This window comes from Bacillus sp. AFS012607, from assembly GCF_002558005.1.
Taxonomy (GTDB): domain Bacteria; phylum Bacillota; class Bacilli; order Bacillales; family Bacillaceae_G; genus Bacillus_A; species Bacillus_A thuringiensis_S.
The window spans coordinates 1-8,163 of record NZ_NTVM01000075.1; the positions used below are offsets into that span (position 1 = coordinate 1).

The window sequence follows — 8,163 nt, forward strand, 5'->3', positions numbered from 1 at the left end:
GGGGATTCCGTAATGGCATATGTCAGTGCGGAGGATGTGATGAAAGCAAGAAACGTGGATTTGATTTCATATCTGGAAGCAAAAGGAGAAACGTTTAAGAAAGAAGGTAACTATTATCGTCATACGGAGCATGACAGTCTCATCATTAAAGGCAATCAATACGCCTGGAATAGTCGAGGGGAAAAAGGATATGGAGCGATTAGCTTTGCGATGATGTACTATGATATGACATTCCCACAAGCCGTGATGGACATTCAGAAGGGGGACTACAAAGAGTTTGATCGTTCAAAAGCGGAAGAGGAGCGCAAAAAAGAGCAGCAGCCTTTTCGTTATCCAAAACATTTAGAGGTGCCGAAACAGACAGAAATCAAGCAATACTTAATTGATGAGAGAAAAATTGATCCTCGTTTAGTGAACTGGCTGATTAAAAAGGATCTCATCGCCCAAGATAAGAAAAATAATGTGGTGTTCAAATGGAGAGAAGAAGGAGGCAAAGGGCAAGTCATTGGAATGAACCGTCAAGGGACGGTCAAAATGGAGAATAAAAGAGGTAGTTTTAAGCAAATTGTCCCGAATTATGAAAAAATCAATGCCGGCTTTACGGTTGATGTAGGTAAACCGGATAAGATTTATTTTTATGAAGATCCAATCGACATGTTATCTCATTGGAGCATTAAACAAAATAATATCCAAAACGCTCGTCTGGTTTCTATGCATGGATTGAAGTCAAAAACAGTGATTCAATCTTTAATGGATGCGAAAAAAGAAGGGCACGATATTAAAGAGGTCATAATGGCAGTTGATAATGATAAGGCTGGGAAAGACTTCATTCAGACAATGAAATGCTTTGTCGATCTTAAAGAGGATATTCCAACGAATGAAAAAGATTGGAACGATGTCCGGAAGAAACAAGTGAATGAGCAACAGGCAAAAGAAACAGCCCAACCAAAGAAAATGAAACCAATTAAAGAGGTGGAGCGAAGTGTCTAATCTACCAGAAATGCCAAACATATTACAAATTTTGATGTATGGTTTTATCCTTTATGTTCTTTTTCGTATTTGTAAATTCATGTACCGGAAGATCCAGGAGCGAAGAATATTAAAGCGAATGGCTAAGTCTGGTATTCGCTATATAGACAAAATGGACGGACATCAATTCGAGGTATACCTAAAAGCTCTCTTTCGAGAGTTGGGTTATTCTCCAACAGTCACAAAGCAGTCAAATGATTTCGGAGCGGACCTGGTATTGAAGGGGAAGAATCGCATTGTAATCCAGGCGAAACGCTACGGGATGAAAAATAGAGTCGGCATCAGTGCCGTACAAGAGATATATGCAGCACAAGCCTATTACAAAGCAAACGAGGGCTGGGTTGTAACAAACAGTGTATATACAAGACAAGCAAAAGAATTAGCGGAGGCATGCTATGTAAAACTTATAGATCGTGTAGAACTTCAGAAATTGATTAATAAAATCAATCCCGAATATTCGACTGAAGATGTGTATCAAGGGGTAAAACCTGCAGAACGGAAATGTCCCACATGTAAACATGATTTAGTGATCTGTAATTCAAATAAAACAGGAAATAAGTTTTTTGGTTGTTCTCAATATCCGACATGTACACATACAGAACCTATTCATACATGAGCTGTGATGAAAATCCGGCTCTTTTTTCATTTGTTTAAAGAAAACATGAAAAAAATCCGTTTAACTAAAAAATGACCCTTCAGATTTTGTTATATGGGGTTTTGATGGAGTTGTTAATACAATACCCTTTGAATAAAATAAAAATTTCGCTATTCACTACTTAGAAATACTATACGTTTGTCTTATTCTCCGTTTCGAGGGAGATGGACAAGAACACTCCCTTCTTTTTTGTCGCAATTAAACCTTTGAATGAAATGCACATAATCTGCATTTTATCTTTATATAACGGATATATCCTATTAATACATCCGATGCGATATAAAAATGTGAAAGAGGAGAAAAATAAAATGAAAAAGAAACTTTTACTAATTTGTGCGATGGGGCTATTAACAGTAGGATATTCTTCGGTAGCAAGTGCGTCTACTGGAACAATGACAAAGGAAGAAATAGCAATTCAGGAGCAACAAAAACAAGCGCAAATGAAAAAAGAAGCAGGAAAGCAAGTTACAAAAGGTGAAAAATTGCCAAATACAGCATCGAATAATGTAATAATGATGGCCTTAAGTGCAGGTCTTATAGTGTTAGGTTCTGTGTTTAGATTTACTCGCCGTAAAATTAAAGGATAAAATAAAATATCTATTAACATATAAAGAATAGAATGATTTCATAAAAAAAATGGTAGGAGAACCCTACCATTTTTTCACATGGAGGGATGAAAAGTGACGTTTCTAAATCTTGTTGGATTTGTTCTCATGATAATTGGTATTCTTATTGGATCGTATTATTCCTTTGAATGGTACAAAGGGAAAAGTCCTGCACAGGAGTTAACGACAGATGAGATAAAACGTTTTGAAAAAATAGAATCAAACCAACATACAACTGAAACAACTATAAATTCTCAAGTACTTTCTTCTCAAATGCAGTATAAGGAAGGCGAGAAAGTAACTGTATTAAATATCCCGAAAATAGTGAAGAAGTTTTCTGTATATTGGGGTGCAAATGACACCACACTGAAAAAAGGAGTTGGTATGTTTGTGAGTGATAGTACAACAACTCCGTCTGAAAGTGGTGGTCACATTGTACTAAGTGGACATCGTGATACGGTATTTACAAACCTAGGAGAGCTGAAAGAGATGGATAACCTCATTGTGGAAGACGATAATAAGGTTAAAACTTATGAAATTCATAAGATGTGGATTACAAATACAGATGATCGGACAGTTATCGTAAAGAAAGAAAAACCAACATTAACGTTAACTACATGCTATCCATTTGATTTTATAGGCGATGCACCAGATCGATACATTATTTAAGCGAATTTGATTATGACTAATTCGAAATAGTATTAAAATGTGTGTTTCTTTAGTTAGTTAGAAATTAGAGAAGGAGAAGTAACATATGTCGAAAACGATTTTAATTGTGGAAGACGAAGATATTTTAAGTGAAATTTTGAAAGATTATTTTTTAAATGAACAATATCAAGTACTTGAAGAAAGAGATGGATGGTCTGTGTTTCCAAGAATTTGCAAAATGTCTCAATTCCCAATTATTATGCTGGCAGCATGTGTAGATGAAGATGATACGTTACTTGGATTTGAGCTAGGTGCAGATGATTATGTAACAAAGTCATATAGTCTGCCTATTTTATTGGTAAGGGCGAAGCGTCTACTTGCAAGCCGAGTGGTTACAAGTAAATCTCTAAGTAACGATAATGATACAATATCTATTCATGGGATTTACGTTTATTTCCCATCACGTATCATTACGATAGATGGAATCGATATTAATTTAACACATACAGAATTTGAGATACTGACCTATTTCATGCAGGATCAAGGAATTGTTCTGTCAAGAGAGCAATTGATTTTTAGAATTTTGGGATATGAATTGGCTGGTGGTGATTGGACTGTAAATAGTCATATTCGTAATTTACGAAATAAATTAGGGCATAAGGCGAAGTACATTACAACTGTTGTTCGAATAGGGTATAAGTTTGTGGGGGATATATGAGAAAAGGAATTGTACTAAAATTGTTTCTCCTTACAACAGTGCTATGCATGCTAATTCTAGCAACAATATTTATTGGACAAACGATATTTTTTAAACAATATTATGCAGATAGAAAAGTAAATGATATTAAAGCAAATATAAACTCCTTTGAGAGGGAGTATTTAAATCACGTGGGCAACGTAGAAGCAATGCAAAAACTGGAACAAGACTTTTCTAAAAAAAACAATATATGGATTACAACGTTAGATCGTTATGGGAATTTAAAGAATGCGAATGATTTTTATGTAGAGGTAAAATTAAATGAGTTTTCACAAAATAAATTGGGCAAAGTGACCGTTACAATTCCCTTATATAATCTTTTGAAAATCGATGAGATTGAAAATGAAAAATTACGTTCTACATCAGGCACGAAAGTTTATCTTTCTGGAATTGAGAAAGATGATATATTCATTCCAGCTTCGGTTAGTATGGCAGATGGCAATTTGAATTGGACAAATAAACCACTTGATAAGAAAATGAGTGAAACTGCTTTGGAAATAAAAAAGGGAAACATAAAAGATAAGGGGGATTTGTATACTACTTTTGCAGGGAGTATTGTGAAATTTCAATCGCCTGCTAACATAGCCTTGGGAAATCCAATATATATAAATGACTTATTTATGGAGAGTATAAGAGAATTTCAAGCAGAATTGTTGTTAAATGGTGCTGAACAAACCTATAATTTCTTACAAATAATTGACTATGAAAAAAATGATATAAAATATAAATTATTAATTAAACAGATACAAGAAAAGGATGGTTCCTTCACATATATATTTACGATGGCTTCGTTGCAGCCTGTAGATGAAGCCATACAAATGGTAAAGGATTATTACATATATTTCATTGGATTTGTAGTAGTTCTTATTTTGCTGGCTTCGTTTTATTATTCAAAACAAATTGCAAAACCACTATTACGAATAAATGATAGAACGAAACAAATTGCACAATTAGATTTTACGGAGAGGATTCCAATTACGTCTAAAGATGAGATTGGTGAGTTATCTAATAACATTAATATATTATCAAATAAAGTGCACACACATATTGAACAATTAGAGCAGGATATTGAAAAAGAAAGAAAGTTAGAAAATACGCGAAAAGAATTTATTTCAGGTGTATCCCACGAATTAAAAACACCACTAAGTATTATGAAAAGCTGCATTTCTATTTTAAAAGATGGAGTGGCAGAGCATAAAAAAGAATATTATTTTCAAGCGATGGAAAAAGAAGTAGATAAGATGGATATGTTAATTTTAGACATGCTGGAGTTGGCGAAATTTGAATCTGGTACCTATAAAATGAAAATAGATACTTTTTATATTGATGGAGTTATTAAGCATATATGTGCACAGCTATTATTAGAGATAGAGAAAAAAGAGTTACATGTTTACAAAAATATATCTCCAACCCAAGTGATTGCTAATCAACTTCGCATTGAACAAGTAATCGTCAATTTTATTACAAATGCCATACGCTATACACCAAATAAAGAGGATATTATTATTTCTACAATAGATGAGCCAAATCGAGTCAAGATTTGTATAGAAAATAAAGGTGCTCATATTGAAGAGGATCAATTAGATAAAATTTGGGATCGTTTTTACCGAGTTGATACAGCACGTCAACGTTCACAAGGTGGAACGGGGCTTGGACTTGCTATTTCAAAAAATATTTTAGAACTTCATGAAGCTGAGTATGGGGTAAATAATACAGTCGATGGCGTATTGTTTCATTTCTATTTACCTAAAAAAGTGTAGAATCTCCTTTCTACACTTTTTTAGGTTATCTTGATAATATCTTTACCTTTTCTTTAACGTAAAGAGAATACGTTAATCCGTGTCTAAATTGTGTCTAAACGTACAATTTTCCCGAAATGATATGGTGACCCCATGCCCATCAAGCTAAGGTTAGGTATTTCATGAACTTCCGTTCTTGTTGCCTACATGCTTGATATTTTGTTTATTTGTTTCTAAAAATACGCATTCCAAATAAACCTTGATAAGGTGTATTTTTAAAGGTTATGCAGTTTTCTGCTTTAGATTGGATACAGTGCACTGATAAACAATACCTAAAATATCAAAGACTGTCTTTTTCTCATATCGATGGGATTTCCGTCCGTTTTTGTGTAAGAGGTCAAACAGACGAAGAAAAATTTTTGATACTTCTTGGGTGTCTTGTTGTATAGCTTCATATACTAAGTACAGATGATCTTGAATCATATAAATTGCTTTATATTCACTTAATTCTTTTTGCTTTTTCTGTAGTAACAGCTGTCGCATTTTGAACATAGTGGAAGAACAAAGAAAAATAGCGATTAACTGTCCATAAAGATGACATTCTAGACGCTCTCGCTTAATATTGTGACAATGATTGATACCAAAAAGAGATTTCCATGTTTTAAATACAATCTCTATTTGCCAACGTAGAGAGTAAATCTCGTGAACATGTTCCATCGGAACAATTTCCCATGGGATGTTATTAATATAAACATTGATTTCTGTTAAACGTTTACTTTTTTCAGAGTATGTAACCCCTTTTTTCTTTTCAACATAAGTTTGCTGTTTCCTACGTTTATGAACTTGAGTTGATGTGAGTCTGTATATCACAACTCGTGAGGGTAATTTTTGTTGTCCACATAGGCATTTCGAATTTCATAAGTATCTCCTGGTTTTATCTGATGCATGATATGTTCAAGGTCAAGTAAAGCATATAAAGATTGCTTTTTTACTGTCCCATCCCGAAAGAATTCTGGAGATTCATTTTTCACATATACTCTATTATTTAATTTCAACCGTGAAACATAGAACACCCCTCGTTGATCCATCTGGTCTAAATCTTTTAGAGAAAAGTATCATAAATCTCGAATACATAAATATTCTGGTCGTAAGGTATCCAAACATTCTGTACCAAAGGTTTTATCATTATTTTTACCTGGTTCTATTTGAAAATTGAGGAATTTGCCACTATGTAAATCATACTCTAGCTGAATCTTAATACCCGTTGTTTGTGCACATCCTCCTGAACCAGGATAAATAGGAGTCGAATGATTGGGTACTTGAAAAATAGTAGCATCTAAAATACGTATACGCTGAAAATAAGAAATGTATTGGTTTGAGATTTGAGAAGAATCGTTCAGTTGGCTTTTAATTAAAAAGGAAAATACACGCTGTAGAAATAAAACCGCACATCGGTTAAAACGTTGATTAAGTCCTTCTGGACTCATAAGTGTAGCTGTATTTGCATAAAGCTGACTACATAATCGAGTAAGAGAATCGCTTGCTACATGTTGACTGATCCAAATACATAAAGCAGCCAAATCTCGTGCACCATACTTGCTTGTACGTTTTACAAAACCTGTCTCCTGTGCGAGTTGTTGGAGGATATGTGGAGATAGATATCGCTGTAGTTCTTCAGCGAACAAATGAAACTTATCTTGAATCGATAGAGTCATACAAAAACGCCATCCTTTCTGTATATTTCTACAAAAAGAATAACGACTTTTTTACATAATGGATAGTGTAAAACTTTAGCTTTATGGCGATGCGTCAGCACCCCATAATCATCTATTCAACAGATAGATGGTTACTTTATTTCTACGCCCGAAATTATATGATTTTATTATCTCTACACATCAACACATATTACTTTTTGTGTTTATCTTGCCAAATGAATTAATTTGTTATATTTTTCTATAATGATATTCAGTACAATATCAATAGGAGTGATGAATTGTGAAACTTAAAAAAACAAAGATAATTTTTGGGGGCTTATTACTACTGATTCTCTCTACATTCTTAATGACGAAAGAGTCGAAAATTAAAGATTTTCCTGTGTTTATTTTTTCTAACCATGTTGAAGATGATAAGCCAGCAGATTATCAATATACTTTTGGTTATTTACCTTTAATGTCTATAAGAGTTAAAGGGTGGAAAAAAAGCATGAAGAAGGAGCTACTACTGTATTTGAAAAAGAAAATAGAAAAGTTATTGTTATTAAGTTTCCTGAAGAAGACGATTTTTACTTATATGAACCGAAAGATTAATGTTTATTAGGGGTAACGTAGCATGGCCATCAAGCTAATATTTTGAAGTGTCCCCAGAACGAAATTTTCTTCGTTTTGGAGAACTACCGATTTCTTAAGTTGATGGGCATGTATGGTGACCCCTATTACAAAGCACATGAGGGCTGGGTTGTAACGAACAGTGTGTATACAAGGCAGGCGAAAGAATTAGCCGAAGCTTGCAATGTAAAACTAATAGATCGTGTAGACCTTCAGAAATTGATTAATAAAATCAATCCCGGATATTCGGCTGAAGATGTGTATCAAGGGGTAAAACCTGCAGAACGGAAATATCCAACATGTAAACATGATTTAGTCGTTCGTAATTCAAATAAAACAGGAAATAAGTTTTTTGGCTGTTCACAATATCCCGCATGTACACATACAGAGCCAATTAATAAATGAG

At 33.8% G+C, this 8,163-nt stretch carries 6 protein-coding genes and 2 pseudogenes; 7 read left to right on the forward strand and 1 reads right to left on the reverse strand.

All coding sequences use genetic code 11. The features are described 5' to 3' along the window. Positions 1-12: 12 nt before the first annotated feature. The 6 genes from CN409_RS30725 to CN409_RS30750 all read left to right on the forward strand — a co-directional run bounded on the left by CN409_RS30725 (position 13) and on the right by CN409_RS30750 (position 5,454). The gene (locus tag CN409_RS30725) at positions 13-990 is read left to right on the forward strand and encodes a DUF3991 and TOPRIM domain-containing protein (RefSeq protein ID WP_097982041.1); all 978 of its coding nucleotides are present in this window, start codon (positions 13-15) and stop codon (positions 988-990) included. After that, positions 983-1,645 carry a restriction endonuclease gene (locus CN409_RS30730; protein WP_097982039.1) on the forward strand — a complete coding sequence of 221 codons (663 nt, stop codon included), beginning with the start codon at positions 983-985 and terminating at the stop codon, positions 1,643-1,645. The genes CN409_RS30725 and CN409_RS30730 overlap by 8 nt, the downstream gene beginning before the upstream one ends. Before the next feature lie 347 nt (positions 1,646-1,992). After that, complete coding sequence (locus CN409_RS30735) at positions 1,993-2,271, forward strand: LPXTG cell wall anchor domain-containing protein (protein ID WP_097982038.1); 279 nt, start codon at positions 1,993-1,995, stop codon at positions 2,269-2,271. A gap of 93 nt (positions 2,272-2,364) precedes the next feature. Beyond that, positions 2,365-2,958, forward strand: a complete 594-nt coding sequence (locus CN409_RS30740) for a class D sortase (RefSeq protein WP_097853859.1) — start codon at positions 2,365-2,367, stop codon at positions 2,956-2,958. Between the two features lie 85 nt (positions 2,959-3,043). Next, the gene (locus CN409_RS30745; RefSeq protein ID WP_097982037.1) at positions 3,044-3,655 is read left to right on the forward strand and encodes a response regulator transcription factor; all 612 of its coding nucleotides are present in this window, start codon (positions 3,044-3,046) and stop codon (positions 3,653-3,655) included. Then, positions 3,652-5,454, forward strand: coding sequence for a sensor histidine kinase (locus CN409_RS30750; protein WP_097982035.1), 1,803 nt, complete (start codon positions 3,652-3,654; stop codon positions 5,452-5,454). Before CN409_RS30745 ends, CN409_RS30750 begins: the two co-directional genes overlap by 4 nt. 261 nt (positions 5,455-5,715) lie before the next feature. On the opposite strand, the pseudogene CN409_RS30755 reads toward CN409_RS30750, so the two are convergent. Continuing rightward, positions 5,716-7,148, reverse strand: a pseudogene (locus CN409_RS30755) (IS4 family transposase). Positions 7,149-7,862: 714 nt separating this feature from the next. Here CN409_RS30755 and CN409_RS30765 point away from each other — a divergent pair. Then, positions 7,863-8,162 (forward strand): annotated as a pseudogene (locus tag CN409_RS30765) (topoisomerase DNA-binding C4 zinc finger domain-containing protein); the annotation flags it as partial. Position 8,163: the final 1 nt, after the last annotated feature.